19 protein-coding genes and 3 pseudogenes are annotated in these 25,929 nt (G+C 66.9%); 9 read left to right on the top strand and 13 right to left on the bottom strand.

The window, feature by feature from the left end:
* Positions 1 to 183 (top strand): annotated as a pseudogene (locus ABT115_RS26645) (ATP-binding protein); the annotation flags it as partial.
* A gap of 167 nt (positions 184 to 350) precedes the next feature.
* Here ABT115_RS26645 and ABT115_RS26640 read toward each other — a convergent pair.
* From ABT115_RS26640 to ABT115_RS26620, 5 genes are all read right to left on the bottom strand, one after another.
* Positions 351 to 554 (bottom strand): acyl-CoA carboxylase subunit epsilon, encoded by a 204-nt coding sequence (locus ABT115_RS26640; protein ID WP_093897832.1) that lies wholly within the window; start codon positions 552 to 554, stop codon positions 351 to 353.
* A gap of 65 nt (positions 555 to 619) precedes the next feature.
* Complete coding sequence (locus tag ABT115_RS26635) at positions 620 to 2,203, bottom strand: acyl-CoA carboxylase subunit beta (RefSeq protein WP_351794715.1); 1,584 nt, start codon at positions 2,201 to 2,203, stop codon at positions 620 to 622.
* 442 nt (positions 2,204 to 2,645) lie between these two features.
* Complete coding sequence (locus ABT115_RS26630; protein ID WP_351794712.1) at positions 2,646 to 6,521, bottom strand: endo-alpha-N-acetylgalactosaminidase family protein; 3,876 nt, start codon at positions 6,519 to 6,521, stop codon at positions 2,646 to 2,648.
* Positions 6,522 to 6,751: 230 nt separating this feature from the next.
* On the bottom strand, positions 6,752 to 8,236 hold the full coding sequence (locus ABT115_RS26625) for an AAA family ATPase (RefSeq protein WP_351794710.1): 1,485 nt from the start codon (positions 8,234 to 8,236) through the stop codon (positions 6,752 to 6,754).
* Between the two features lie 24 nt (positions 8,237 to 8,260).
* On the bottom strand, positions 8,261 to 8,743 hold the full coding sequence (locus tag ABT115_RS26620; RefSeq protein ID WP_351794707.1) for an ATP-binding protein: 483 nt from the start codon (positions 8,741 to 8,743) through the stop codon (positions 8,261 to 8,263).
* A gap of 196 nt (positions 8,744 to 8,939) precedes the next feature.
* Here ABT115_RS26620 and ABT115_RS26615 point away from each other — a divergent pair, with 196 nt between their 5' ends.
* Positions 8,940 to 9,677 (top strand): helix-turn-helix domain-containing protein, encoded by a 738-nt coding sequence (locus ABT115_RS26615; RefSeq protein WP_351794704.1) that lies wholly within the window; start codon positions 8,940 to 8,942, stop codon positions 9,675 to 9,677.
* Entirely contained in the window at positions 9,674 to 9,937 is a 264-nt protein-coding gene (locus tag ABT115_RS26610; protein ID WP_351794701.1) for a DUF397 domain-containing protein, read from the top strand. Before ABT115_RS26615 ends, ABT115_RS26610 begins: the two co-directional genes overlap by 4 nt.
* Positions 9,938 to 10,417: 480 nt before the next feature.
* Here ABT115_RS26610 and ABT115_RS26605 read toward each other — a convergent pair whose 3' ends face one another.
* Genes ABT115_RS26605 through ABT115_RS26595 form a run of 3 tightly spaced genes read right to left on the bottom strand, consistent with a single transcriptional unit; the run spans position 10,418 to position 12,328 of the window.
* Positions 10,418 to 10,825, bottom strand: coding sequence for an arsenate reductase ArsC (locus ABT115_RS26605; protein ID WP_351794698.1), 408 nt, complete (start codon positions 10,823 to 10,825; stop codon positions 10,418 to 10,420).
* Positions 10,818 to 11,930, bottom strand: a complete 1,113-nt coding sequence (arsB, locus tag ABT115_RS26600; protein ID WP_351794696.1) for an ACR3 family arsenite efflux transporter — start codon at positions 11,928 to 11,930, stop codon at positions 10,818 to 10,820. Before arsB ends, ABT115_RS26605 begins: the two co-directional genes overlap by 8 nt.
* Positions 11,927 to 12,328: an ArsR/SmtB family transcription factor gene (locus ABT115_RS26595; protein WP_351794693.1), complete on the bottom strand. Its 402-nt coding sequence runs from the start codon at positions 12,326 to 12,328 to the stop codon at positions 11,927 to 11,929. The genes arsB and ABT115_RS26595 overlap by 4 nt, the downstream gene beginning before the upstream one ends.
* Before the next feature lie 80 nt (positions 12,329 to 12,408).
* Here ABT115_RS26595 and ABT115_RS26590 point away from each other — a divergent pair, with 80 nt between their 5' ends.
* The 5 genes and pseudogenes from ABT115_RS26590 (at position 12,409) to ABT115_RS26570 (ending at position 13,972) form a co-directional block, all read left to right on the top strand.
* Positions 12,409 to 12,879 (top strand): ArsI/CadI family heavy metal resistance metalloenzyme, encoded by a 471-nt coding sequence (locus ABT115_RS26590; protein ID WP_351794691.1) that lies wholly within the window; start codon positions 12,409 to 12,411, stop codon positions 12,877 to 12,879.
* On the top strand, positions 12,867 to 13,256 hold the full coding sequence (locus ABT115_RS30945; protein ID WP_502969169.1) for a TetR family transcriptional regulator C-terminal domain-containing protein: 390 nt from the start codon (positions 12,867 to 12,869) through the stop codon (positions 13,254 to 13,256). Before ABT115_RS26590 ends, ABT115_RS30945 begins: the two co-directional genes overlap by 13 nt.
* Positions 13,257 to 13,353: 97 nt before the next feature.
* Positions 13,354 to 13,476: pseudogene (locus tag ABT115_RS26580) on the top strand (helix-turn-helix domain-containing protein); the annotation flags it as partial.
* Positions 13,465 to 13,643, top strand: a pseudogene (locus ABT115_RS26575) (beta-1,3-glucanase family protein); the annotation flags it as partial. The pseudogenes ABT115_RS26580 and ABT115_RS26575, both read left to right, overlap by 12 nt.
* Before the next feature lie 56 nt (positions 13,644 to 13,699).
* Positions 13,700 to 13,972 carry a DUF1905 domain-containing protein gene (locus ABT115_RS26570; RefSeq protein ID WP_351794688.1) on the top strand — a complete coding sequence of 91 codons (273 nt, stop codon included), beginning with the start codon at positions 13,700 to 13,702 and terminating at the stop codon, positions 13,970 to 13,972.
* A 492-nt stretch (positions 13,973 to 14,464) separates the two neighbouring features.
* Here ABT115_RS26570 and ABT115_RS26565 read toward each other — a convergent pair whose 3' ends face one another.
* Positions 14,465 to 14,890 carry a hypothetical protein gene (locus ABT115_RS26565; protein ID WP_351794686.1) on the bottom strand — a complete coding sequence of 142 codons (426 nt, stop codon included), beginning with the start codon at positions 14,888 to 14,890 and terminating at the stop codon, positions 14,465 to 14,467.
* Positions 14,891 to 15,104: 214 nt separating this feature from the next.
* Here ABT115_RS26565 and ABT115_RS26560 point away from each other — a divergent pair, with 214 nt between their 5' ends.
* Entirely contained in the window at positions 15,105 to 16,496 is a 1,392-nt protein-coding gene (locus tag ABT115_RS26560) for an IS1380 family transposase (RefSeq protein WP_351794683.1), read from the top strand.
* Positions 16,497 to 17,308: 812 nt separating this feature from the next.
* Here the strand turns inward: ABT115_RS26560 and ABT115_RS26555 are convergent.
* From ABT115_RS26555 to ABT115_RS26540, 4 genes are all read right to left on the bottom strand, one after another.
* Positions 17,309 to 17,461: a hypothetical protein gene (locus tag ABT115_RS26555; protein WP_351794680.1), complete on the bottom strand. Its 153-nt coding sequence runs from the start codon at positions 17,459 to 17,461 to the stop codon at positions 17,309 to 17,311.
* Positions 17,440 to 18,282, bottom strand: coding sequence for a DUF4253 domain-containing protein (locus tag ABT115_RS26550; protein ID WP_351794677.1), 843 nt, complete (start codon positions 18,280 to 18,282; stop codon positions 17,440 to 17,442). Before ABT115_RS26550 ends, ABT115_RS26555 begins: the two co-directional genes overlap by 22 nt.
* A 659-nt stretch (positions 18,283 to 18,941) precedes the next feature.
* Entirely contained in the window at positions 18,942 to 19,142 is a 201-nt protein-coding gene (locus ABT115_RS26545; protein WP_351794674.1) for a hypothetical protein, read from the bottom strand.
* Between the two features lie 191 nt (positions 19,143 to 19,333).
* Entirely contained in the window at positions 19,334 to 25,792 is a 6,459-nt protein-coding gene (locus ABT115_RS26540; protein WP_351794671.1) for an RHS repeat-associated core domain-containing protein, read from the bottom strand.
* Positions 25,793 to 25,929 lie beyond the last annotated feature (137 nt).

Genomic DNA, 25,929 nt, shown 5'->3' with positions numbered 1-25,929 from the left:
CCCTTCGTCATCGCCCTCAACGGCTTCGACGGACACCAGCCCTACACCCCCGACGAAGTCCGCGAAGCACTCCAGATCGGACCCGACACCCCGATTCTGACCACGGACGCGCGGCACCGCGCGGACGCGAAGAGTGCGCTGATCACGCTTGTGGAGCATGCGCTGATGGCGCGGTTGCGGTAGGCGTTTCGCCGGCTCGTCCGGCAGCCGTCTTGTCCTCGAACGCCGGACGGGCTCGAAAATCGAGCCCGTCCGGCGTTCGAGGACAGAGCGTGGCCGAGAGTCTCGCAATGCGTGAGGCCCCGCACTCCTCGAGGAGTGCGGGGCCTCACGCATGGCAAGAGCGTCTGTCAGCCCTGCCAGGAGTGCGGGGCACGGAAGCCCGGGGTGCGTTCCAGGCGGCGCCATCCGGCGGTGCTGCGGCCACGGTGGGCCGGGGTCGCTGCGGGCTGGGCGGCGGCGCGGGCGAGCAGGACCGCGGTTATGGCGGCCAGTTCCTCGGGGTCGGCAAGACCCTTCTCGACACGCAGCACGGACTCGGCGGCAGTGCTCATGGGTGGTTTCTCCGTCTTCTCGGCAGGTCTTCGCGGGCTCGGCAGTGTTGCTGCGGGGCTGCGGACTACTGCGGGGGGTTGCCGTGCTTGCGGGACGGCAGGTCGGCGTGCTTGGAACGGAGCATGGCCAGCGAGGCGATCAGCACCTCGCGGGTCTCGGCAGGGTCGATGACGTCGTCGACCAGGCCACGCTCGGCGGCGTAGTACGGGTGCATCAGTTCGGCCTTGTACTCCTTGACCATGCGGGTCCGCATGGCTTCCGGGTCCTCGGCGTCGGCGATCTGCCGACGGAAGATGACGTTGGCGGCACCTTCGGCGCCCATCACCGCGATCTCGTTGGTCGGCCAGGCGTAGGTCAGATCCGCACCGATGGACTGGCTGTCCATCACGATGTACGCACCGCCGTAGGCCTTGCGCAGGATCAGCGAGATCCTCGGCACAGTGGCGTTGCAGTACGCGTAGAGAAGCTTCGCACCGTGCCGAATGATTCCACCGTGCTCCTGATCCACCCCGGGCAGAAAGCCGGGTACGTCCAAAAGAGTGATGATGGGAATGTTGAATGCATCACACATCTGGACGAACCGGGCCGCCTTCTCGGACGCCTCGATGTCCAGGACACCGGCGAGGGACTGCGGCTGGTTGGCGACGATGCCGACGACCTGGCCGTCCAGACGGGCCAGGGCGCAGACGATGTTGCGGGCCCAGCGCTCGTGGATCTCCAGGTAGTCGCCGTCGTCGACGAGTTCCTCGATGACCTTGTGCATGTCGTACGGGCGGTTGCCGTCGGCCGGCACCAGGTCCAGCAGGACGTCGCCGCGCCGGTCGACCGGGTCGTCGCTCGCCACGGTGGGCGGGTTCTCCCGGTTGTTGGACGGCAGCATCCCGATGAGGTAGCGGACCTCGGCGATGCAGGTCTCCTCGTCGTCGTACGCGAAGTGCGCGACGCCCGACGTCTCGGCGTGCACGTCCGCGCCGCCGAGGCCGTTCTGAGTGATCTCCTCGCCGGTGACCGCCTTGACGACGTCCGGGCCGGTGATGAACATCTGGGAGGTCTCGCGGACCATGAACACGAAGTCGGTCAGCGCCGGGCTGTAGGCCGCACCGCCCGCGCACGGGCCGAGCATCACGCTGATCTGCGGGATGACCCCCGAGGCCCGCGTGTTGCGCTGGAAGATGCCGCCGTACCCGGCGAGCGCCGAGACGCCCTCCTGGATACGGGCGCCCGCGCCGTCGTTCAGCGAGACCAGCGGCGCACCCGCCGAGATGGCCATGTCCATGATCTTGTGGATTTTGGTGGCGTGGGCCTCGCCCAGCGCACCGCCGAAGATCCGGAAGTCGTGCGCGTAGACGAAGACCGTGCGGCCGTCGACCGTGCCCCAGCCGGTGATGACACCGTCGGTGTAGGGCTTCTTCTGCTCCAGGCCGAAGCCGGTCGCCCGGTGCCGGCGAAGCTGCTCGACCTCCTTGAACGAACCCGGGTCGACCAGCAGCTCGATGCGCTCACGCGCCGTCAGCTTGCCCTTGGCGTGCTGCGCCTCGGTCGCGCGGTCACTCGGTCCGCGCCGGGCCTGCTCGCGCAGCGCCAGCAGTTCGGACACACGGCCACGGGTGTCGCTCGGCTCGCCCGGGATTTCCTCCACAACGGTCATGCATCGACCCTACGAAGCCTGGCAAGAAAATCCTGCCGTCGACTCCGTACAGTCTCCTGACCTGTTTCCTGGTGGAGCCTGACAGAATCTCGGACGTAGGCAGGCGAAGTGCCATCCGTTACCGGTCCGTCTTTGTGCGGGTCCAACAAAGTCACTGTGGTCTGCTGCACACTCGTGTCAGCCTCCGGGTGTGGTCCGGTCGGGCGGCCTTGGTCCTTGCGGACGGCTTCCGGCCGGTCCCGCACCGTTCCCGCACCGGTCGCCGGGGCGGGAACGGGACGCACGGCGGACTGCCGCGAGGATACGCCTTCCTCGAATGCCCGGCCCTCCCGTATGGCTCGCCGCGGCCGTGGCGGAGAGCGGACCGGCACCCGGCTGCCAGATTGCGGGCGTCCAGGGTCGAGCCGAGGCCCTGCCCTGCGCACCCGTCCCGCATCCTGCCTCAACCGCCGCAATGGAAGCGTGCGTCGCCCCAGTCCGCGTGGTCGTTTCCGTTGCCGTCGCCGCCGTCACCGACGACCAGTTCGACGTACTTGGCGCCGGTGACGTCCGCCGTGAGCTGCCAGGCGTTGTCGGCCGCCTTCAGTACAGGGGACTTCACCTTCTCGGTGCCGTCGGCAGTGACGCCGAACTGCACGCTGCCGCGTGAGGTCTGTACGTCGTCCACGCCGACCTGGGCGGTGAACGAGGTGCACTTGCCGCCCAGGTAGTAGCGAATCTTCGCCGGAGCGTGGCTCCCCAGGCCCTTGGTGTAGGAGGCGCCGCCGATCTTCAGCGGGGTGCCGTCGCCACTGCCCTGCTCGCCGTTGGAGAGGTCCCGCTCGACGGGCCCCCAGCCGTTCTCGGCAGCCGTCCAGTCGAGGTCGCTGGCCCAGCTGTCCGTGGTGGGCGGCGGCGGCAGGGTCCGTACGGAGGTCTGCGCGCCGAGCGTGCGCGGTGCGCCGCCGACCGTGTATGCCGCCTCGGAACTCAGGCCGTACGTCCGGTACTTGGCGTCCACCGGCGGGGTGACCTGCCAGCTGCCGGTGACCTTGGCGCCTGCCGCGACCGAGTCGAAGGTGACGGCGCCCGCGGGCTCAGCCTTCCATCCCTCGGGGACGGTCAGGCTCAGCGCGACACCGGTCGCCGCGGTGGCCTCGTAGTTGGTGAAGCTCGCCTTGACGGTGTTGGCCGTGCCCGGCTCCAGGGTCTCGGCGGCCGGGTCGACGGTGAGCGTGCCGCAGGCGGCCTGCTCGGAGGCGGGGGCCGGGCCGAGGTCGGTCACGGTGAACGCGTCGAGGACGAAGTCGGCTCGGTCGGGTGCGTCGCCGCGCTTGCGCAGTCCGGTCCAGGTGTCGCCGCAGCCCGCGGTGACGGTCTCGCTGAAGTGGCCGGTGGTGCGCTGCTGTCCGATGGGGGTGGTCCGGGTCTCGACCGAGTCGGGCTTTCCTTCGGCGGTGATCCGGTCGTAGCCGTCGACCCACTCATAGGCGCCGGCGTGGCTGGACTGGTAGTCGTACTCGACCTTGTAGCGGTGGCCGTCGGTCATCGGCGCGGTCCAGGGGGCGGTGCGGTAGACGAGTCCGGTGTTCTCCTCGTGGGCCTTGAGGGACTCTTTGCCGCCGATGACGTCGTCGACGAGCTTTCCGTTCCAGCCGGCCTGGGTGTACGGGGCGTGCAGCTGGGAGATGACGGTCCGGGGGTCGGTGGAGCCACCCGCATCGCCCTTGAGGAAGGGGCCCCAGCCCTGGTCGACGTTCTCGAAGTCCTCGTACACCACGGTGTTCTCGGCGGTGGCCGGGGCACCCGCGACGATGCGTACGTCATCGGCCCGTACGCTCGCCGTACTGCCCTCGGCCGCTTCGATACGGAATGTGGTGCGGCCGTTCGCGGGGGCGGTGAAGTTCACCTTGGCGCGCTGGAAGTACGTGCCGTGCCAGTCGGAAGCGGCGACGTAGTCCTCGGCGGTGGAGCGGTCCACGGCGACGGACCTGCCGCCGGCCGAGAGCGTCGTGTGCCGGGTCCTTCCGGGCTGGACCTCGATGAGCGCGGATGCGGTGTAGCGCTTGCCGGGTGTGAGGCCGTCGATGGCCTGAGAGAGCGCGGCCGGGGCGCTGCCGGAGAGCTTGGCGCTGTTGCGGCCCTTGCCGTCGGTGTCGCGGGTGACGGTTCCGGTCTTCGACCAGGCGGTCAGCCCGTTGTCGTTGAAGCCCGGGTCGTCGACCGGGGTGCCCTCGCCCCACCGGGGGTCGGTGGCCGGCGGCGCCTGGTCCGGGTAGAGGACGTACGGCTGACCGGCCTCGGCCGTCAACGTGATCTTCCCGTCCACCGGCCGCACCGTGCCGGTCTTGGCCCGCCCGTTGTCGGTGAGTTCGTAGACGCTGTACGCGCCCTTGGACGGCACCGCCCAGCTGCTCGTACCGCCGGACTTGCTGTAGTGGTACAGCTTCTTGCCGTCGTCCCACGGCAGCAGGTAGTCGGTGCCGCTCAGAACCTTGCGGCCGTGGTCGTAGAAGGTCCGCCTGCCGTCCTCGACCGCGCCGCGGACACCGCCGGTGAAGGTGATGTCGTTGCCGTCCCAGCGGGTGATCTTCTGCTGCTGGAGGTACTTCGCGGGCAGGTCGCGCTGCCAGATGTTGTCGTAGAAGGCATTCCAGTCGGTCTCGTTGGTCCAGCCCTCGAACTCCTCGATGGCGGTCTGACCGAGGACCGGATCGTTGTTCCAGACGTCCTTCTCGTCGTTGCGGATGAACCGGATGATCTTCGAGTTGAGGCCCTTGTTGGTGGCTCCGCCGTAGTCGAGGTCATTGGCCCAGTGCGACCAGAGCGAACCGCGCTCGAATTTGTCGGCCCACTCGGTGGCGACGTTCCAGCCCTGCTTCCGCACGGTCTGGAGGGTCTTGTCCGCGATCCAGCCGTGGGTGTAGTAGACGTCGATGTAGAGCAGGCTGAGGTTTTTGTCCGTCTCGTCGCGCAGTTGCTGGAAGCGCTTGGCCAGGTCACCGCTGTTGATGTCGCGGCGCTGGTCGATGTAGTAGCTCTGGCCGAGCCAGTTCCAGCCGGGCTTGGTCTTGTCGACGAGCTTCTCGTCAAAGGCCTTGGCATCCGGGTACGCCTCGGTGGCGTTGACGTGGACGCCGAAGGTGGCGCCCCACTTCTTGCCGTCCTTGAGGAGCTCGTTGAGATCCTTCAGCCCGCCGGCGCGCTTGTTGTAGTTGCCGCCGTAGTCGGGGTGGGCGGAGTCGTGGCCCTCGGAGGCGTACCCCTTGAGGAGCGCCATCTGCCCGAGGCCGTCGGTGGCGAGCGAGATCCGCTTGACGTCGTCGAGGGTGCGCAGGAAGGGGTGGGTGGCCTGGCTGGCGAAGTTGAACGGGATGTGGGTGATGACCCGGTCCGGGGTGTCCTTGCTGCCGGGCGCCTTGATGCCGATCGAGCGGAACGCGACGGCTCCGTCCTGCCAGTCGACCCTCTTGTCGCCGTTGGCGTCGGGAGTGACGACGACCTTCGCCCAGGGGAGGTTGTCCCCGCTCTCCGGCTGCGACGCGCCGTCGCCGCGGTAGGTCCACTGCCCGGACCAGACGCCGACCCGGACGCTGCCGTCGCCGGCCTTGCGGGCCTGGTGCCAGAACCGGGCGTCGTCGCCGCCGGTGGCGCCGGAGGGCTTGTCGTACGAGGAGTTGGACTCCACGGCCGCGGCGAGCGAGCCGGTGTTGAGAAACGCGTACGAGGCACCGACCGGCGCCACGTCGGCTGCGGTGTCCGGGGTGACCTGGGCGAAGACGTCGGCGGTCTTCGTCGAGTCGTTGTCCAGCCGCGTGAAGGCGGTGGCGGCGCCGGTGTCCGTGGAGCCGACGGAGACCAGGTCGTGGCCGGGTATGTCGATGGTGCGGACGCGGAACGCCTCGGTGTCGCGGACGGCCGTCACCTTGAACGTGGTGGCACGTCCGGAGACGGAGAGCGAGGCGTCGATCTCGATGCCGGGCAGGTCGGTGAAGGTCAGCGTGTAGCGGGCGGCCGAGGCGGTGACCTCGGGGGCGGCCTTGAGCTTCACCGGGTGCGCGGTGCCATTGAGGGTCACGGTGGTGACCGGCTGCGTACTGCCGAGCAGCCGGCTGCCACTGGCCTTGTCGGTGTACGCCAGGACGCGCGGGAAGTCGTCGGCGACGGCGACCGAGAGCTGCGCGGACCGGATGACGGTGGCGTCCGCGGGTACGGCCGCCGACTCGACCGCGGCGGGTGATGGGGCGGCGGCGGTGGCGGGGAGCGCGGTCCCCACCAGCGCCAGGACGGCGGCTGAGGCGGCGGCGACCGCGCCCGCCGAAGTGAATCTTCGCGACATGTGCTCTGAGTAGTCCGCTGTCCGGACACCGTCAACGTCGTACGGCTCCTCGGGGCGCTCCAGTCCAACAACCGTGATGCGTAAGTCCAAGTGGACGGTGTGCGTCCACCACGTGACGCAAGGGGCGGGAGACCGGGCCCCCGCTGGCGGCCCTGAACGGCGAAGGGTGCGTTGGCAGGGAATCATCGTGCGGACCGGAGGAGGACGCCCGCGATATGCCGTCCGGACGTTCAATCCGCCGCGTACAGACGCCGCAGATCCACGAGAACGACCTCACCCCTGGCCTGAGCGCTCCACAGGTCGTCGGTAAAGCCCGCCCCGCTGTAACAGGCGAGCCGTACGGCAGAAGTGTCGGTCCCACGGCCCGCGAGCAGCGCCGTGATGTGCCGCAGCCGCTCCAGATGTTTCTCCCCCATGACCTGGTCCCACTTGGCCTCACCCAGAGAGAGCAGCACCCCGTTGTCCTGCCCGACGGCCCCGCGCACGACCACATCTACTTCGTGGCTGGTGCGGACCGCCGGGTCGGCGACCGTCCCGTACGAGACATCGATCGGCATGCCGCCGAACGTCTCCGGGGCCGCAAAGTGCGCCACCCATTCCCGGCAGATCTGCTCGAAGTGCGGCCCGACCACCGCCGACAGGAACCGGGCACGGGAGTTTTCCCAGACCTGCTCCGCCAGTCCCCGGTCGAGCAGGGCAAGCTTGGTCCGGGAGACGACGTGATCGAACGCGATCAGTGGTTCACCGATGCGGTAGACACTCCGGTTCTTGCGGAAGGCGTCCACTTCACGGCGTACGAGGCCGCAATCCTGGAGCACCGTGAGCGGATGCGTGATGTCGCCCGCCGGTCGCCCCAGGCAGCCCGCGATCCCACCTGCCGTAGCGTTTCCCGAGGCCAGTGCGGCAAGCACGGAGTGGTAAAGCGCCCGGTCCCGCAGATCGGATTCGTCGGCCAGCAGGTATCGCGCCTCACGGTAGAGCGGCGAGCGCGGCGACAGGGCGGTACGGCACACCCAGGCGTCGAAGTCGTCGAGCCCGGCAGGGACATCGTCGCGTACGAACTCGCGGCGGTACGCGGGGGTGCCGCCCACCACGCTGTGCACGAGAAGTGCGAGCCGGGGATCATCGATGCCCCAGAAGCTTGCTGCCTGCCGGAAGTCGAGCGGTTGGACGATGAGTTCGAGACTCGCTCTCCCCCGGAGCGGAGACGTTCCGCCGAGTAGCCCGCCCATGAACGCGAGTGAACTGCCGCACAGCAGAAGCCTGGTGCGGGACTCCAGCCGCTCGGGGCGGCGCGGGCCATAGGCGACCTGAACAATGGAAGGGAGGGAGGGGGTGGCGCGGGCAAGGTAGGGAAACTCATCGATGACCACCGGCACCGGTTTCTCCCGCCCCAGCGCGAGCAGCGCATCGACGCACAGCTCCCACCGGTCGAAACGCAGCGGCCCGGCCGCCCCCGTGTACTGGCCCAGCTCCTCCCCGAAGCGACGCAGCGACTCCGCCTCCGTCGCCTCGTACGCGCAGAAGTAGAAGCCGCCCGCAGCCCGTGCGAGCGAGTCGAGAAGGAACGACTTTCCCTGCCGCCGCCGCCCCGACACGACGCCGAGAGTCGCCTCGGGGCCCGGGTCGGCAGCGAACGCGGTGAGCTCGCTCCACTCCCAGTCCCGGTCGAACATGTCGGACGGCTTGGCGAGATTGCGGGGTTTCCCAGCCATGAGGAGCGACCACCTTCGTGCGGCTTACGGAATCACACTTCCCAGAAGTACATTTCTGTTAACGAGCCCGTCCGGCTCGGGACACGGGGCCGGCCCCCGCATCGCGAACTCGCACCACACCACCTTGCCGGGGTTCCGCTCCCCCACTCCCCACTTGTCGGCGAGTGCCGCCACCAGCAGCAGCCCGCGCCCGCCCTCCGCATCGGGAGCCGCGTCCGCGACGACGGGGCGCACCTCCCCCTCGCCGCTGTCGTGGACTTCTACGCGCAGGATGCCGTCGGCCGGCTCCAAGTAGAGGTGGACACGGAAACCGCGACCGGGCGGGACGCCGTACAGCAGGGCATTGGTGGCGAGTTCGCTCACGCAGAGCAATACGTCTTCGGCGCGGGCGTCGCACGCCCAGTCGACGAGTGACTGCCGCACGAACTGTCGTACGAGCGGCACGGACCGGTGTTCGCGACGGTAGAACGCCTCGCGGAAGTGGGGGAGTTGAGTTGATTCATTCACGCAGCCAACGTCACACAAAGTCACTACCGTTGATCAGCGCGTCGAGTCGTACAACGGACTTGTACGGCTTCTGGCGGGTCATCCGGGGTCGGCAACGGGGAGAGGCAGTTCATGCACTCGGCAAAGAGGAACAAGCGGATCACGTCCTGGCACCTGACCCGGCGCCCAGCTGGCGACGTTCCGCAAGGCGGCCCGGATGACACAGACGGCACTGGCTGATCAGTGCTGTGTGGGCGAGGACACGATCGCTTCGATCGAGCAGGGGCGCAGGCCGCTTCAGGCGGACTTCGCGGCGCAGCTGGACGAACTGTTCGACACCAAGGGGGTGTTGCAGGTCGCGGTGTCGAAGGTCCCGAAGAAGGAGCGATTCCCGGCGTTCGTACAGGACTTCGTGGAGTACGAGCAGGAGGTGCTGACCCTGCTCTCCTACGAGAACCAGGCTGTACCGGGGATGCTCCAGACCGAGGGTTACGCCCGGTTCGTCTTCTCCTGCCTCTATCCGCCGATCGAACAGGACCAGCTGGAGGAGTGGGTAGCAGGCAGACTCGACCGGCAGAAGCTCCTCGAACGCAGGCCCCGCCCGATACTGCATTTCGTGCTGGAGGAGAGCATTCTGCGCAGCGAGATCGGAGATCCCATCATGATGCGAGAGCAGGTCCGGCATCTGCGCCGATGCATGGAACTCCCCTTCCTCGGACTTCAGATCATGCCGATGAAACTGCCGAAGCACGCCGGACTCGCGGGGCCGATGGTGCTGCTGGAGACCCCAGATCACAACCACCTCGCCTACGTGGAGGGGCAGCTGACCAGCTACCTGCACGAAGATCCAGATGACGTCAGCGTGCTCCAGCAGAAATATGGGATGCTGCGTTCGCAGGCGCTTTCCGTCGAGGCGAGCGCACGCCTACTGGACGAACTGCTTGGAGAGAAATGACCCGCGCAGCACACCCGGCCCCCCATACCACCGCCCTCGCCTGGTTCAAGTCCAGCTACAGCAGTGACCAGGGCGGCAACTGCGTCGAAGTCGCCTACGACTGGCGCAAGTCGAGCTACAGCGGCAGCCAGGGCGGTGACTGCGTCGAGGTCGCCACCCACCCCGCCGCCGTGCACATCCGCGACTCCAAGGTCACCGACGGCCCCGTCCTCACCGTTCCCCCCGCCGCCTGGTCCGCCTTCATCGACGCCACGGTGTGAGGACCGGCGGCTGGCACACAAGGTGACACGGCCCGGATCCCCCTCGATCTCCTGCGCCGGTCGGGCCCAGTTCTCTGTGGACAGCGCATACACGCTCAGGTAGCGGACACCGATCTCCATAGCACCGTAGATGACGTCACGCAGCGCGTACTGCCCGGCACGCGAGCGAACTGCCGGACAGGAGCAGCCTGCTTCGGGACTCCAGCCGCTCGGGGCGGCGCGGACCGCAGGCCACCTGAACCATGATGGGAGGGACGGGGTGGCACGGGCGAGGTGGGGAAACTCGTCGATCACCACCGGCACCGGTTTCTCCCGTCCCAGCGCGAGCAGCGCATCGACGCACTGCTCCCATCGATCGAAACGCAGCGGTCCGGCCGCCCCCATGTACTGGCCCAGCTCCTCCCCGAACCGACGCAGCGACTCCACCTCCGTCGCGTCTGTCATCTGCCACGACAACGTCAGCCGTTCTGCCGGGAAGTTTCAGTGGAGCTGGAGTTCGGCGAGCAGGCTGCGGATGCGCTGCTCGATCTCGTCCCGGATCGGCCGGACCGCGTCGATGCCCTGTCCTGCCGGGTCGTCGAGTTTCCAGTCGAGGTACTGCTTGCCAGGGAAGACGGGGCAGGTGTCGCCGCAGCCCATGGTGATCACCAGGTCGGATGCCTGCACGGCCTCGACGGTCAGCACCTTCGGCGTTTCGGCGGACAAGTCGATACCGACCTCCGCCATCGCTTGAACGGCGGCCGGGTTCACGGCGTCGGCAGGTGCGGACCCGGCGGAGCGGACCTCGACCCGGCCGTCGGAGAGGTGGGTGAGGAAGGCGGCGGCGATCTGCGAGCGTCCGGCGTTGTGGACGCACACGAACAGCACCGACGGCTTGGACTCAGACACGGGCGGAACCCGGGGAGAAGGCCGGTTCGGCCGTCGGTTCGGGCTGAGGAAAGAAGCGGCGGGCGGCCAGGGCGACGTGGACCAAGCCGATGAGGACGGGAACTTCGATCAGGGGGCCGACGACTCCGGCGAGGGCCTGGCCGGAGGCGGCGCCGAAGGTGGCGATGGCGACCGCGATGGCGAGCTCGAAGTTGTTGCCCGCGGCGGTGAACGCCAGCGTGGTGGCCCTCGGGTAGTCCAGGCCGACCGCGCGGCCGACGGCCATGGACCCGGCCCACATCACGGCGAAGTACACCAGCAGGGGCAGCGCGATCCGGGCGACGTCCAGGGGCTTGGAGGTGATCGCGTCGCCCTGGAGGGCGAAGAGCACGACGATGGTGAACAGCAGTCCGTACAGGGCGAATGGGCCGATCCTGGGGATCAGCTTCGTCTCGTACCAGGTGCGGCCCCGGGCCTGCTCGCCGAGACGGCGGGTGAGGAACCCGGCCAGCAGGGGGATGCCGAGGAAGATCAGGACGGAGCGGGCGATCTCCCACACGGACACGTCGAGTGCGGTCTGATCCAGGCCGAGCCAGCCAGGCAGGACGGAGAGGTAGAACCAGCCCAGCAGGCTGAAGGCGAGGACCTGGAAGACGGAGTTGAGCGCGACCAGGACGGCGGCGGCTTCGCGATCGCCGCAGGCGAGGTCGTTCCAGATGATGACCATGGCGATACAGCGGGCGAGGCCGACGATGATCAGGCCGGTGCGGTACTCGGGCAGGTCGGGCAGGAAGAGCCAGGCCAAGGCGAACATCAGGGCCGGGCCGACGATCCAGTTCAGGACCAGGGAGGGGATGAGCAGGCGCCAGTCGCGGGTGACGGTGTCCAGGCGGTCGTAGCGGACCTTGGCGAGCACCGGGTACATCATCACGAGCAGGCCGAGCGCGATCGGCAGCGAGACGCCGGTGACGGTGACCTTCGCGAGCGCGTCACCGAGGCCGGGAACGAGGCGACCGAGCCCGATACCGGAGGCCATTGCGAGGAGAATCCACACGGCGAGGAACCGGTCCAGGAACGACAGCCGGGCGGCGACGGCCTCTGCCGGCGCGGCGGTGCCGGTGCTCACGAGGCGGCCCCGGCGGACGCGGTCTCAGGGAGCGGGGGTCCGGCGGGGCGGGTGAGGATCGCGGCGAGGCGGTCGGTCATCTGCGGCAGCAGCCGGTAGTACACCCACGTTCCGCGCCGCTCGGAGTCGATGAGACCGGCCTGCTTCAGCAGCTTGAGATGGTGGGAGATCGTCGGCTGGGACACGTCGAAAGCCGGGGTGAGGTCGCAGACACAGACTTCGCCGCCCGCACGGGAGGCGATCATCGACAGCAGCCGCAGCCGCACCGGGTCCCCCAGGGCCTTGAACACCTGGGCCAGCGTCTCGGCCTGGTCCTCGTCCAGCGGGGCGCTAAGCAGTCCAGGGCAGCATCCGTCCGCGCCACCCTGGCCAAGCACCACAATCTCTTGTTTCGACATGCTTCTATGTTGACGTTTTTCAATTCAAGGCACAAGGTTGCATCAACAGACATCGATACAACCCAACCAGGGAGACCGCCATGTCCCGTGTGCAGCTCGCGCTCAACGTCGCCGACCTTGAGGCGTCGGTGACCTTCTACTCCAAGCTCTTCGGCGTCGAGCCCGCCAAGCGCCGTCCCGGCTACGCGAACTTCGCCATTACCACCCCGCCCCTCAAGCTCGTGCTCATCGAGGGCGAGCCGGGGCAGGAGACCCGCCTCGACCACCTCGGCGTCGAGGTCGAGACAACCGAGGAGGTCACCGCCGCCACCACCCGCCTCAAGGACGCCGGGCTCGCGACCTTCGAGGAGAACGACACGTCCTGCTGCTACGCGCTCCAGGACAAGGTGTGGGTGACCGGCCCGGGCAAGGAGCCGTGGGAGGTCTACGTCGTCAAGGCCGACGCCGACCAGATGGGCAAGAGTGCCGCCCTGGACGGCCACGCCTGCTGTACCGCCCCGGACGAGAGCATCGAAGCTGCGGCGCCCGCAGGCTGCGCATGCGGCAGCTGAGGTACTGCGCTTGCTTCCTGGACCGCACCGTCGACAAACCGAACCTCGCGCGTGCCCACGCCGAGACGGGTCGGCCCATCCGCTCGCTGCTCGCGACGGCCGTCCACAACGGGAATGAGTGCGGCAAGGTCCCGGACGACACCGATCCGGCCCTCGCCGCCCTCGAACTTCACTCCTTGGTCGAGGGCCTGGCCCTGCAGCTCGGGTCCGATCTCGGCGCGGCCACCTCCCGTATCGCCTTCGACCTCGTCACCACACGCGTCCAGGCCGTCTTCCCCGGCCGCTGCCGCCGGTACGAGCTCGTCAGGCGCCGAGCTGTTCGACCAGCATCCTCAGGGTCTCGAAGGCGGGCTTGGGTGTGTAGTCGTCGGTTGTGAGCCCGGACTGGTGGAACAACCCGGACTTCGCGCTCTCGGCGTCGCGCAGCGCACCGTGTCCGTCACGGGCCGCGGAGAACCGTGATGTGATGGCACCGTGAGCCGCGCCGCAGAAGAGACCAACCGTCGCATGCTCCGGACACGGGATGCGATGGACCGCGCCTACGCCCAGCCGCTGGACATCCCGGCCCTGGCGCGGATCGCCCATGTGAACGCGGCAGGCGGCGGACCGGTGGTGCTCACCCTCCCCCAGATGTATGGCGCCCCCCCGGTCTACTTCGTACGCGACAACACGCTCACGTTCCATCTCACCCCGGACCCGCCCTGGTCGAGCCGGCGTTCGCGACATCCACCGACGCCAACTACGGCCGCACCTGGTCCTTCTGCGTGGGCCCGCGGGTACGCTGCCCGGCATTCGGCTCCCTCGATGAACGGATCGCCCCGTGCACGTTGTATTCACCGGCCGCGTCATCGAATGGCGGGGGCCTTCACCGTTCTACTTCGCCGCCGTGCCGACCGAACAGGCCGCCGACATCCGCGAGGTGGCCGCGCTGGCCACGTACGGCTGGGGCGCGGTCCCCGTGGAAGCGCGTATCGGCGATACCGCCTTCACCACGTCGCTCTTCCCCAAGGACGGCAGCTATCTGCTGCCGCTCAAGAACGCGGTCCGCAAGCCGCAGGGACTCTCGGCAGGCGACGAGGTGACCGTGACCTGACCGTTCAGCTGTAGCAGTCACGCGATGTGGGCGTCGGCAGGATCGCGACCGGCCGTCTCCGCCGAGCTGCTCGACGGGCCGAATCATTTCGCGAGGTGTCTGACGGCGGAGGGGGTACCCCTTCCCCTCGACCCGCAGCGTAGAGTCCCCCGCTGTTCACCATGGGGAGGATCGATTGATGCCGGTCAGACGCCGAATTCTTTGCGCGATGGTCGCGGTGGGACTCGCGCTCACGGTTGCGGCCTGCGGAACTCGCACGGGCTATACCGATGTCGCGGGGATTCCGGAGTCGCTGGACATGGGGGCCTTTCCCTACTCGCTCGAGGTACGGCCGGCGTCCCAGCCGGAACGGATGCTGCCCTGGTCTGAGGATGGGACCTCGCCGCCACCACATCTGACGGTCTGACCTGCTACCAACGTGGCGACGCCCCCGTATGCAGGACCTCCTGCGCCGACGGCGGCAGATGCCGCACATCTCGATGCAAAAGGAGTTCAAATATTTTCCCTGGAAGCGAAATTCGAGGAAATAAACCCACCACCCTCCAGCGTCGCCAAAAGGAGATACTTTCCAAGGCTTTCCATTCTCAAATAAATACCAGCCGCGACCTCCCACGCCGGGACCTCGTTCGACTTCACAGTCAGAGAAGCCGGTAGCACGCTATAAGGCCACGGGTCACGGGGCGCATCAACGACGAGCCCGACACTGGATCGGTGATCCATGAAGTGGAAGTGACGCTTAAATGGACCACCCCCTCTGAAATCGACAACCCTGAAGGAGACGTTCAAAATCCCCTCGAGATCAGATTTAACCAACTCTGAAAAGCGCTTCATGCCGACATCGGAAAGCCTCTCAATCCCCAAATCGATCTCAAAATCACGCTCAAAGCCGGAAAACCCTTTAAAATCCTCGTAAGTCATTCAGCAACCCCTCACCCTAACTGGCCAGTCACCACTTCACCCTGCGGCGTCCACAGATATGCTAACCGCGAGCGCGCCCCCGATTGAGTCAGCCCGGATCCACCGGCTTGATGTCTGTGGATAGCTTCTCCGGAAACGAGGAAGTGCCCTGTGACCTGCGATGATGGGAGTTCTTCACGCTTCCAGCACGCACGACCACGAGGGCACTTCCGAGATGCAATCTTCCCATGCCGCAGCGAGGGTCTCCGCACGGTTTGATGATCCGAATCTGGTCGGGTACGGCGGGCTGGCCCCGGTGGTGCGGCTGGCCGAGCGGTGCGGACTGCCCGCACTCGTCGACGAGCACGTCCGGCTGCCGGCCTCGAAGGACGGCACCGGGGCCTTCCCCGCGGCAAAGCTGATGTCGCTGGTCGGCGGCATGGTCGCCGGGGCGGACAGCATCGATGACATGGACCGGCTGCGGCACGGTGGGCTGCCGCGGCTGTTCAGCGGGGTGCGCGCGCCCTCCACGCTGGGCTCGTACCTGCGCTCCTTCAGCCACGGACACGTGAAACAACTGCACGCGGTGGCCCGCCGGTTCCTGCCCGAACTGGCCGCGCGCACCCCGCTGCTGCCCGGCGCCGACCAAGTGGCCTACCTGGACATCGACGACACGATCCGCCAAACGTACGGCTACGCCAAGCAGGGAGCCGGCTACGGATACAGCAAGGTCAAGGGCTTGAACGCGCTGCTCGGGATCGTCTCCACCCCGCTGGCCGCTCAGGTGATCGCCGCCACCCGCCTGCGCAAGGGACCATCCAACTCCGCCCGAGGTGCGGCTGCGTTCGTCGCCGAATCGATCCGCACCGCGAGAGCATGCGGCGCGAGCGGGCTGCTGATCGTGCGGACCGACGCCGCGTTCTACGGCGCCGATGTCATCAACGCCTGCCGGGCCCTGGGCGTCCGGTTCTCGGTCACGGTGCGGATGAACGCCTCGGTCAAGGCCGCGATCGCGGGCATCGACGAAACCGCGTGGAAGGCGATCAAGTACCCCAAGGCGGTCTGGGACGAGGAGGGGCAGAGCTGGATATCGGACGCGGAGATAGCCGAGACCACCTACACCGCCTTCACGTCCAAGCCGAAGAAGCAGCAGGTCACCGCCCGTCTGATCGTGCGCCGCGTCAAACGGCTCAACCCGGCGGCGGTACCCGAGGGACAGGGCACGCTCTTCGACACCTGGCGCTACCACGCCGCGTTCACCGACTCACCGCTCGCCCTGGCCGATACCGAGCGTGATCACAGGCGGCACGCTGTCGTGGAACAGGTGATCGCGGACTTGAAGAACGGCCCGTTCGCCCACGCCCCCTCCGGGCACTTCCAGGCGAACGCCGCCTGGCTCGCGCTGGCCGCTCTCGCGCACAATCTGACCCGCGCCGCCGGCGCCCTGGCGTCCGCCTTCCACGCCAAGGCCACCACCGCAACGATCCGCGACCACCTGATCAACGTGCCCGCCCGCCTGGCCCGTTCAGCCCGCCGCCTCACCCTCCACCTGGCCGAACACTGGCCCTGGGCCAACGACTTCACCCGGCTCTTCGACCTGGTGCACGCACCACCACCCACAACCTGAAGAGCTCTGACCATCCCGCCCGCAAGGGCCCGAGACCGCCGAACACGTGGAAAAGCTGGGCAAACCAGCGGGTACTCCCTGCCCGAACAGCCAGATCATCTCGCCGACCGCCAGGACACCCCCCGAAACAATCACTCCGGAATCAAGCCGGTGGATCCGGGTTCAGCCGCCGCCAGAAAGAGTGAAATTGGAGTTGCCGATGTGGAGACGGAGGTGACGTTGCACTTGTGGAATCAGTCCAGTTGCGGGCCGCCGCCGTTGATGGGCCAGTGCGCGGGGTAGCAGGACAGGCCGTTGTCGTCCCCGGCCTGACACGCGCGCTGCGGGCTGCCTTCTGGTCGACACCTTCACCGTGGCAGTGCCTGCGGCGGCAGCGGCCGGCTTTCCGTCACGTGCTGCGGCCTTCGCGGGGCGGTGGGCGGTGACGAAGACGGGAGCCGTTCCCGGCTTGCCGGATACCTTCTGTGTGCTGTGTGAAGCCTTCGGCCAACGAGCGGCCCGCTCACTGCGTGCCTGAGCGGCCTGCTTGTCGTTGGCGGCTCTGTTCTTCACCACCCGCTCGCGGGCCTCCTTCACCCCGAGGTGTACGCCCGGTTCGTCTTCTCCTGCCTCTACCCACCTCTGGAGGTGGAAGATCGGGGGGAGTGGGTAGCGGGCCGACTCGATCGGCAGAAGCTCTTCAACCGCAAACCCCCGCACCGCACCGCCCGTCAGAGCGGCTCCAGGCCCAGGACCATGTCTCCGACCTCCGTCTCATGGTCGTCGATCGCAAGTCCATAACCGCCATGCGCACCCCGGCCCTTGCCTACTTGTTAGCGCAGAGGGTTGCTGGCTTCCGGGGTGGCCAGGAGGCGGGCCGCGTCGTCCACGGTGGCACGCTCCGTGCCACAGCCCACAACCAGGACTGCCACGACAGTCGTCAGAATCCGGGCGCTCCTCCTCATCAGTCCCACCAGAATCTCCATGCCGTCGACCGGACCTCGCCGTCGCCGAGCACCGGCAGGTCCGGAAGCCCGTCACTGCAGTAGGCGAAACGCTCCACCGCCGCACGGGCAGCGGTGGCGGGGGCGAGAGGCGGTCTCCGCACGACGAGGCGCATGCTACTGCCGTTCAGAAAGAACAGGTCGGCGCCGAAGCGCTCGTGCCAGCTGAGCAAGAACGCCACATGGTCGGCGGGCAGCAGCCGCCGCCCGGTGGGCTCGCTCCACCAATTCGGGGCGTCCGGGTGCCCGGGGAGCAGGGCCGGGATCTCATGGCCCTGCTTCGCCTCCACGAGGCACAGCCACAGCTTCGGTGCGTTACCGAGGTGCATGCCCTCCCAGATGTCGCCCTCCTGGGGGGTGGCGGCAGCCTCTTTCAACGCATCCGCGAGTCGCTCGGGAAGAAGCTCGTCGAGCCATTCCTCTACGTCCTCCTCGTCAGCAGTTTTCGCGAGGGTGTCGCGCACTGCCGCCACAACGACCTCCTCCACGACCGCGTCGGGGTCACGCGCCAGGGCGGCGGCAAGGGCCTCACGCCCGCCCGCGCCAAGCCGCCTGGGCGGGTCCGAAACCAGACCGTCCGGGTCGAGCGGCGTGACAACCGGATACCGGCCGGTGACATCACGCCGGTCGAGCCACAGCTGCCACACGGCGAGGGCGTCGGGATGCCGGACGGGGAACCCCATGACATGGACCCCGTGGGCCGAGACTGCGGCCCTCACCTGACCCGGCGGGATGCCGAAGCTGTGCGCCCTCATGAGGGCGCATACGTCGTCCGCCGTGAGCCCGTGCGGATCCTTCGGCACACCGACCTCCTCGGTCGTGCTCGCAGGTACTAGATGAAATCGTGTCCGTCGCCCTGCATACGGACCGCGGTCAGGTCAATCGACTTCTGCTGGGATCTGATAACCGAGTCCACCCTGGAGCATGCGGTCCGCGTTGACGAGTTGCCGCGCAATGTCGCCCGCTGCGTCAAGGCCCCTACGCCCCCAGACACTTCCAGCCCCTGACATCGACCGGGGGTGTAGTACCTCGCACGGGGCGGATCACGAGGCGCAGACCATGGACAGATAGGCCCTCACTTCATCGGTGCGCAGCTCCTGGATCAGGACCGTGACGCTGTTGTCGCATCCGCCGACCCTGTTTGTGTACCTTGCTCGTTCGATCCGCGCTCCTTGCGGAATCTTCTGCCAGCCCCTCCCCACTTCCGAAGAGGTTCACCGCTCGTCGAAACGACGGGTGCCAAGGCCGCCACGTACGCGTACGACAAGGCGGGCGACACCGAAGCCCGCCCCGACACCCAGGCCACCAGACTCTGGACTAGAACACCGAAGGCGAACTCGCCTCCGCCACCGAACCGGCCGCAGGCGCAAAACCCGACCTGGGCACCACGCCTCGGTGACCGTCAGCGGGGACGCTCGCGTCACCACGACGTATCGGGTGTGGCTGGACAGCCAGCGCCTTGTTAGCCCATAGCTACAACGATATACATCATCACCACAGCAGCAATGAGGATCACAGCCACCAAAGCGACTACAGCAATCCCAACAAGCCCGGCCACAGCGGAAATCGCAGTCCAACCAAAACGGATTACGTTCTTCTCTCGCTCATTAATTTCCTTGAACCACTCATCATCGCCCCGAGGAGAATCGCTCTTCATGATCATCCCGCACTAAATATCGACACTGAAATCACCAACCAAAGATAACCATCAGATGGATCCACCACGCCGCCACCCGAAAGATGTGCACCGCTACCGAAAAGACAAACTGTGCACATTTGTGCAATATCACATCATCCTACGCAGGTGTGGGGGAGGGGGCTGCGGTGCCGCGCCATAGCCCCCTCCCCCGCCAGTCAATCCTCGACGCTAGGCATGGGGATGCGCTCTGTCCAACTGACGTTGAAGGTCAGATCTTTCTGCCCATTCGGAAATAGCGCCTTCATTGCCTCGGACAACTTCACAGCCCGGGAATCTTTCGCCCCGTCGGTATACCCCTCTTTCGAGACTCCCCTAGTCAGAGACTCCACCGTCATCTTCTGGGTGAGTTTGAAGTTGACCGTCCCCTTATTATTCAATTTATTATATTTCACAACCGTGGCAGACAGATTGAACGACCCGAGGGCGGCACGCGTCGCCCCTTCATCGGCACCGGATCCACCGAACACTTGATTAAGCGCGGAGGAGACCTCACCAGCCATCAACATCTTCAGTGGAAGCCCGGTGAGACTGGCACCATATGATGTCCGGTAATCCAAACCCTTGATTTTCTCGCCGAGCTTTGTTCCCGAACGGTGACTCAAGTATCTACGCACCACATCAAGCCAGATGTGCTGTTTGACCCCGTCTGTGAATTGATCGTGCTCGTCAAAATTGTAGACATCAGGAGTCGCTCCGATGAACCACAAGGTAACTACCTGCGTTGCATTTGGGTCAAGGTACACCGGGTTAAACGGGACTCCCCCCCTGTATGCAGCCCGCGCGCGTGATCCGAGTTCGTTGTTCCTGCTGCTATTTGTAGCGCCGCTATGTGTTCCACTCGTGCCTCCAGACCTCCCCGGAGTGGGGCTCGACGGCCCGGCGGGCCCTCCGTCGCGCCTGGGCTCGCTGTGACCTGTGCCGTCGTCGATCCACATGCCGGTGGGGTCTGCGGACGTCACAGGGTTGTTGTTGCCGTACGCGTAGCCGTTCAGGGACTGGTGCTGACCGGAATCCAACACAGGGTCGACGCTGATGAACTGGCCGACGGCCGGGTCATATTCGCGGGCGCCGATGTGGGTGAGGCCGGTGGTGGTGTCGGCGGGCTTGCCCAGAAATGCCTTGTCGTCGGGCCAGGTGGTGGGGGTGGTTCCGCGGGGGGCACCGAAGGGGGTGGTGTAGCGCTTGGTGACGTCCTGGGTGGTGGCGTCGGTGGCGATGCTGCTGGTGCCGTGGTGGTCGGCGGCGAGGAAGCTGAGCTTGCTGCCCGCGGTGCCGGCCGTTGCGGTGCGGACGGCGATGGTCTGGCCCGCGGCGGTGTAGTAGCGGGTTCCGGAGATCGTTTCGGTTGCGCCCTTGGTGGTGAGGCGTACTTCGGTGGCGCCGAGGTAGAGGACGGTGTCGCCGTCTCCGGTGGCGCGGCGGATGAGGAGTTCGCCGTCGGCGTCGTAGAGGTAGGTGGTGCCGAGGGCGGGTTTGGTGCCGGCTGCTGGTTCGGTGGTGGAGGCGAGTTCGCCTTCGGTGTTCCAGACCAGGGTTTGTGTTGCTTGGGTGCCGGGGCGTCCTGTGGTGTTGCCTGCCGCGTCGTACTCGTATGTGGCGGCCTTGGCGCCGGTGGTCTTGACGAGCGGGTGGGGCTGGCCGGTCGGTGTCTTGTATCCATACGTGGTGGTGGCGTCGCCCGTGGCCGTGTGGGTTGTCTCGGTGTCGCGCTGGCCGGCGTTGTTGTAGGTGTAGCTGGTCCAGTACGGGGCGGCGCCGTCGAGGTTGGCGGTGGTACGGCCACCGGTGGCGCAGTCGGCAGTCTCGGGGGTCCAGGCTTCGGTCAGGCGCCGGTTGGCGTCGTAGGTGAAGCACTGGTTGTCGGCCTCGGTGGTGCCGCCGAGGGTGGTGGGATCGAAGATGGACTGGACGTTGCCGGCGTCGTCCTGGGTGAAGTTGAGGTCCTGCAGCATGTACGGGTGGGTCTGGTCCGTGACGTGGCTGCGGGTGAGACGGCCGGTGCCCGCCTCGTATTTGTTGGTGATGTAGGTGTTCTTTGCGCCGGCGCCAAGGGTGAGCTGTTCGGCCTGGCCGAGGGCGGAGTAGGTGACGCCGAGGAGGTAGGTGTTGGTTCCGGAGAGTTCGGTGGTCAGGCCGACGGAGTTGTACTTGGGTTCGACGATTTCCTTGGGGAGTCCGGCGACGCCCGGCTCTTTGGTGTTGTTGACAGTGCCGTCGAGTCGGTAGTCCGTGCCGAAGGTAGTCGTGGACGGTACCGCCCCGGAGGTGACCAGGGGGTCGTCGGCCGGCAGTACGACATCGGTGCTGATGGCGCGGCCGAGGGTGTCGTAGGCCGTGATCTGCTTGGTGTAGGCCTTGCCGGTCGTGCCGCCGACGTAGCGGGTGGAAGCGGTGGGCTTGCCCTTGAGCAGAGTGTCGTAGCTCCAGTGGGCGAGTTTGTTGGCGTCCGTCCTCGCGGTCTGCCACAAGTCGTTCTTGCGGCCGATTTCGTCGTACCCGTACAGGAGTGCGGCGTTGCGTGAGTCGGTGGTGGTGTCGACCTGGTCGAGGTCGGTGTACTCGGTGGTCGATGTGCCCTTGTCCGGGTCGGTGGCGCTGGTCTGGCGGCCGAACAGGTCGTAGCTGTAGGTCCACTTGGCGTCGTCGATGCCGGTGATCTGTGACTGCTTGCCGTCGCGGGTGTAGTCGTACTTCACCCGGGTGTAGTCGGTGCCGGTCATGGCCCCGTACGCGGTGTCGTTCGGCTCAGTGCCTGCGTAGGTGCGGGTTTCCGTGGTGCGGCCCAGCGCGTCAGTGATGGTGCGGGTGGCGTTGCCGCCCTTGACGGCGGTCGTGGCCGTGGAGTCACCGGTGTAGCTGGTGGTGGTCGACCACCGGTCCTCGCCGAACACCGTGAACGTGCTGGTTACGGGGCGCGCTGCCGCGTCGTACGTGGTCCGGGTCAGGGCCGGGGTGTGCGCGTAGGAGGCACGGGCGTAGGTGCCGTTCGGAGCCGTGGTGTCGTCGTAGATGTCGGCGTACGTCTCGTAGGCGAGGCCGCGTGAGTCGTAGCGGGTGTCGGTCAGGATTCGGCCGCCGAGGGGTGAGGCGCTCTGGGTTTGGAGGGGGCGCAGGAGTGCGTCGGTGATGGCGTAACTGGTCTGGTAGCTCTGGCCGTCGGCCTTGATGGTGGCGACGGAGGTCCAGGGCTGGCTGCCGCGGGCGAAGTTGTAGGCGTACTTCACCGTGGGGGTGTCGATGCCCTTGGTGCGGTTGGGTGCCCAGGTGTCGGTGATCCGGCCCAGTGCGTCGTAGGAGTTCTCGGTCTTCTTGACGTTGGCGTCGAGGATGCTGGTGACCGATCCGCGTGCCGGGTCGACGTAGGTGTACGTCTTGTGGGACTGGCCGTTGGAGGCGAGCTTGGGGGCGGCGACAACGGTGGAGGTGAGCGGGCCGGCGGCTGCGGGGTAGTACGTCGTGGTAGTGGCGTTGCCCTTGGCGTCCGTGACGCTGAGGGGGCGTCCGAGGGTGTCGTGGGTGGTTTTGGTGACCGTCTGCCAGCCGCCGTTGAGGGCCGGGGTGCGGTCATTCGTGCCGATGGCGGCCGGGTATGCCTTGGCTCTGCCGGTCCAGGTGGCAAGGCCGCGGGTCGGGGTCTGCGAGGCGGACCAGCCGGTGGCGGCCGTGTCGTCGTAGACGGCGGCAGTGTCGGAGAGCACGTCGCCGCGGGTCTTGGAGTTTGCCGGGAGGTTCAGTTTGTCGTCGGTGATGACGGCCCCGGCGGAGTCCAGGCAGGCGGACCCGACGACTCGGGTTCGGGAGACGAGGCTGGTGAGGCCCTTGTCAGGGTTGCGGGCGTACCAGATACGGGTACAGGTCTCGTCCCCGGTCTTGGCCTGGTCGCCGATGGCTTCAGTCTGGGTGACCATGCCATAGGTGTCGTCGTAGGTGTGTGCGGTGTAGCTGCGCCGCCAGGTGTCGCTGACGGGCAGGTAGGTGTAGGTGTAAGTGCGGCCTGTGCGTATGAAGTAGGCCTTGGTGTTGGCATAGGACCGCTGCTGGCTGGCGGTTTCCTTGGCCCAGATGTTGTGGACTGTGACGGAGACGGGCTGGTCACCGTTGTAGGTGAGTTCCTCGCGGAGGAATCCTGCGTACTGGTCGTGGTCGGTGGCGTCGGTTATGTCCAGGCCAGCGACATCGATGCCGGGGATAACGGCGGTACGGGTGGTGCCGTCCAGGCGTTTGTCGCCGTGCATGCCCTGCATGTACTGGCGGACGGTCTTGGACTGGAGATGGTCGGCGTCACCTGTGTAAGTGGTGACCTTGCGGTAGCCGCGCCAGCTGGACCAGGTGCGCTCGTCCTCGGGCGTGAAGGGGTCCTTGTTGTAGTGCCAGCCGGGACTCTCGTAGGTGTAGGAATTCTCCACGGCCTCGTTCTGACCGGCCGGATCCGAGGTGGACACGGAGATGACGTTGTACTTGTGGAACCAGTCCAGTTCCGGGTCACCGCCATTGATGGGCCAGTACACGGGGTAGCAGGACAGGTTGTTGTCGTCCTCGGCCTTGGGCATCTTGCTGCCGCGGACACACTCCGGGTCGGAGAGGGTGACCGTGGTGATGGCGCCGGTCTCGGTGGTGATGGTGTTGATGCGGGGGCGGGTCAGCGGAAGGATATTGTCACTGTCGGAGTCCACGCGGTTGGGCCGCATGTGGTAGCCGAATTCCACCGGCGGCACCGTGATGCTTCCGCCGTTCTTCCCGGTGCGCTGGAGCGACTTGAGGGTCAGCGTCTTGTCGGACGGGTTGCCGATGTCCGCGCCGTCCAGGAACTGGTAGGTCAGGCTGTAGCTGTCGACCGGCTTGTACGCATCGGGCTCGGCAGCGGTGGACCAAACGCTCGTGTTGATGCCGGTCAGCATTTTGCGGGTGAAGAACGCCGGCCCGGTAAAGAGGCAGTCGGTCTCGCTGGCCGTGCAGATGGCGTCGAAGGGGACATCGGGCCAGTTTTTCGCGGTGTCCTCGGTCAGGGAGGAGCAGTCCGCGGCGGTGCAGCGTTCCTGGTAGGTGAATTCCACGGTGCCGGAGGTCTTGCCGGTGAACAGTGTGTCGGAGCGCTGTCCGTACTTGATCTGTTCGAGGTAGCCGCCGCGGGTGTAGGCGGCTAGCTTGGTCTTGTCGCCGTTCTTGGCGTAGTGGTTCGTCTCCGTCTTGTACCAGTAGGTGGAGGCGTTGCCGTGGGTGTCGGTGACGAGGTCGAGGTTCCAGCGCCATGCCTGTGTTTTGGCGCGTCCGGAGAAGCTGGTGTCGGAGGAGTATCCGGGTTCTCCGGAGTCGTCGCCGAAGACGGGGACGGTCCAGACGGAGTTGGTGCGCTCGGTGTCGGCGCCGGGGAGTTTGTTCAGGCCGAAGGTGTAGGTGGTGCCGTCACCGGTGACGACCTTCCAGTATTCCCCCTTGCCGTCGCCCTTGCCGTCGACGATGTTGTCGCCGTCGTCGCCGTTGTCGGCGCCGGTCTCGTGGGTGACCTGGGAGGCGTCGTCGTTCTTCAGGTGCCAGGTGCCCTTGGTGTCGTCCTTGACGAGTTCGGTGGCCTTGCCGTTGAGGACGAGGGAGGCGTTCTCGTACTTCCAGCACTGGTCGGACTTGTCGTCCTGGCCGTCGTCCTCGCACGAGCCGTACTTGCGCTCGATGTAGGAGGAGGTGAGATCGAAGCCCTCACCGAGCATGGAGCCCTGGTTGTTGGTGTTCGCGGTCCGCCCGTCGGTGCTGCCCGAGTCGTAGGACAGCGAGAGCGACGGGGCGGGGCCCGCTGCTGCGGGTGGCACGCTGATCGGGTAGGACCAGGTGAACGCCCCGGATGAACCGCCTGCTTCCCAGCTGGAGGAGGCAGTGAGCGGGGTCGCCTTGTAGTCACCGGACCCGGATGCCGGAGCGGCGGCGGCCGCAGTCACGGCGAAGACACCGGCTGCTGGCGCAGCGCTCTTGGCAGCGGTCGTCTGCGGCAGGGAGACCTGCGCGGAGACGTTCTGCTTCGTGGCATCGTTTCTGGAAGAGACGGGTGTCTGCGTGCGGCACTTGGCCTTCTGCGGGCTGGTGAGCGCGCAGGCGGGCAGGGAGACCAGACTGAGGCGGGATCCCCAGTGGCCGCCGATCACATCGGCGAAGGTGGAGTAGTCGACGGTGATCCCCACAGTGCCGGGGGATTCAGCTGTGGCGGTGAACACGACGCCGGTGATTCCCGCGCTGCGGGCTGCCTTCTGGTCGAGCACGTTCACCGTGGCGGTGCCTGCGGCAGCTGCGGCCGGCTTTCCGTTGCGTGCTGCGGCCTTTGTGGGACGGGGAGCGGTGACGGAGACGGTGGATGTCCCGGGCTTGCCGGATATCTTCTGGGTGCTGTGTGAAGCCTTCGGCCAGTGGGCGGCGTGATCACTGCGCGCCCGGGCGGCCTGCTTTTTGTTGGTGGCTCTGTTCTTCGCAGCCCGCTCGCGGGCCTCCTTCGCCCCGAGCGCGGAGACCGTCTTGACCTTGCTCACCCGGGGCGCCGGAATATCCGGACGCCCAAGTGGTTCGGCGGCTGCGGCGAGCGGCGCGAGCCCAACCGGTACGGACAGGACCAGGACCAGTGCTCCGATCACAGGGACACGGAGTTTCCGGGCGCCAGGTACGGAGCGGCGTCTTCCGCCGTTTTTCAGGAACGAGGCAAAGGATCTGGACACAGACACGTCTTCTCTCCAGGAGATGCCGTCCTCCGGCAACGAGCGGCGGCGATGTG

The sequence above is a fragment of the Streptomyces sp. NPDC001832 genome (genome assembly GCF_040297265.1).
GTDB lineage: Bacteria > Actinomycetota > Actinomycetes > Streptomycetales > Streptomycetaceae > Streptomyces.
This window is presented reverse-complemented; position numbering and strand designations above follow the sequence as displayed.